This is a genomic window from Microbacterium sp. UBA7513, from assembly GCF_002478345.1.
In the GTDB taxonomy this organism is placed as follows: Bacteria; Actinomycetota; Actinomycetes; order Actinomycetales; family Microbacteriaceae; genus Microbacterium.
This window is the reverse complement of record NZ_DLNJ01000017.1, coordinates 1-2,007: the sequence shown is the minus strand read 5'-3', so window position 1 is coordinate 2,007 and position 2,007 is coordinate 1. Positions and strand designations below refer to the sequence as shown.

Annotated in this window: 2 protein-coding genes; one reads left to right on the top strand and one right to left on the bottom strand. The window is 71.2% G+C overall.

The window, feature by feature from the left end; all coding sequences use genetic code 11:
• Positions 1–877: hypothetical protein (locus B2W79_RS09300; protein ID WP_292788832.1), on the bottom strand; the 877-nt coding region annotated here is incomplete at its 3' end.
• A gap of 107 nt (positions 878–984) precedes the next feature.
• On the opposite strand from B2W79_RS09300, the gene B2W79_RS09295 reads away from it, so the two are divergent.
• Positions 985–1,941 carry a helix-turn-helix domain-containing protein gene (locus B2W79_RS09295; RefSeq protein WP_292788830.1) on the top strand — a complete coding sequence of 319 codons (957 nt, stop codon included), beginning with the start codon at positions 985–987 and terminating at the stop codon, positions 1,939–1,941.
• Positions 1,942–2,007: the final 66 nt, after the last annotated feature.

The window sequence follows — 2,007 nt, the reverse complement described above, 5'->3', positions numbered from 1 at the left end:
CCACCGCCATGCCCGTCGCGACCGTGTTGTGCAGGCCGAAGAACTCGTCCACCGGGAAGATGCCCACGCACGCGAGGAAGATCCCCATGGGGATGAGGCCCCCGCGCACGATCGTCCGGCCACGGCGGTCGACCGGGTCGTCGACGGGCAGCCCCGCGGTCGCATAGCGGGAGATGGTCGTCACCATGACCCCCGCGATGATGAGGGTCACGTTGAAGGCCACCGAGGCGCTGTTGCTGCTCATGCCCAGCGCGGACAGGTTGTCGCGCCACCAGTGCACGTCGCTCGACGCCAGCATCGCCGCGAACGCGCCCACGACGAGGAACACCGCGAGCACCAGCGACAGCACGGTCGGCGTCAGCGCGACCGCGCTGAGGAAGGCGACGTAGCCGGTGAGCGCGAAGGCCACCGCGACGAGGATCGCCCCGGGGAACGCGAAGACCGGGGCGTCGACGAAGCTCTGCTCCAGCAGCTGCGCGATGCCGAGCCAGCCGAGGTAGGCGATGGCGGCGTGCGCGAAGGCGATGGCGGCGAGGTCGTACCAGCGGAGCCGGTCGCCGGGGACCGCGAATCCGTCCCTCGCGACCGACGGGTCGACCTCCGGAGCCCGCACGGCGAGGCGCCCCAGGGCGAAGGCGAGCGCGGCCGCGATCGCACCGCCGTACGCCGCGAACATGCCGATCGAGCCGGTGCCGCTGATCGAGAGCTGGTGCCCCCAGAACACCGGGAGGGCCACGAGGAACCCCACCAGCAGGAACGCCGCGCCGACGATCAGCGCCGTCGCCTCGAACACCGCGTCCGAGGTGGCGGGACCGCGCACCTGACGGAGCACGTGCCGGATCCGCTGCCCCACCGTCGACATCATCCCGTCCTTCACGGACCACATCCTAGACGGCACCCCCCGCGCGGTCGTCGCCGGTGGTAGCATCGCGGAACGCGATCGTATACAACGTCGTCGTTCCCACCAGCCCGAGGTGATCAGTCATGAACGGTGCCCTCACCACCCCCGCCGAATCGGTGTCGACCCTCGTCGCGCGCAACATCAGCGAGTTCCGCGCCGCCGTCTCCGAGTCGTTCGTCCCGCTGCAGGTGTCCTCCGCGGGCGCCGACCAGTTCCGCGGCGTGATCCGCGGCGCCGCCGTCGACGAGGTCCACGTCAACGACATCCGCGCCACCTCGCACGTCGTCGAGCGCACCACCGAGCTCATCGCCCGCGGCGACCGCTCGTACTTCAAGGTGAGCCTGATGCTCGCCGGGACAGGACTGCTCATCCAGGACGACCGCGAGGCCGTCCTGCAGCCAGGCGACCTCGCCGTCTACGACACCGATCGGCCGTACTCCCTCGTCTTCGATCAGGACTTCCGCACCATGGTGGTCATGTTCCCGAAGCACCTCATCAGCCTGCCCGCGGACATGATCGGGCAGCTCACGGCCGTCCGCATCTCCGGGCAGGAGGGGCTGGGCGGCATGGTCGTGCCGTACCTGACGCAGCTCGCCGGCAACCTCGACGAGCTGGCCGGCACGACGGGGGCCCGGCTCGCGCACAGCGCCCTCGACCTCGTGACCACCGTGTTCACGCGGGAGCTCGGTCTCGACCAGGCCTCCGCCGACCCGCACCGCGCCCTCATGCAGCGGATCCGTTCGCACATCGACCGCAACCTCGCCTCCACAGACCTCGGTCCGGCCTCGATCGCCGCGGCGCACTTCATCTCCACCCGCCATCTGCACGGGCTGTTCCAGGAGCAGGGGGTGACCGTGTCGACCTGGATCCGCACGCGCCGCCTGGAGCAGTGCCGCCGCGACCTCCTCGACCCGATGCTCGCCGACCGCCCCGTCGCCGCGATCGCCGCCCGCTGGGGCTTCGTCGACGCTGCGCATTTCAGCCGTGCATTCAAGGCCGCCTTCGGCGTCTCCCCCAGCGAGTACCGCGCCATCCACTGAGCCCCTTCCCGTCCCGTCCCGCCCGCTCCGCGCCCGCCCGCCCGCCCGCCCGCCCGCGGGATCAAA

Excerpts from the sequence above, each read along its gene's own strand:
- B2W79_RS09295 (WP_292788830.1), top strand. The coding sequence starts at position 985 with ATGAACGGTGCCCTCACCACCCCCGCCGAATCGGTGTCGACCCTCGTC.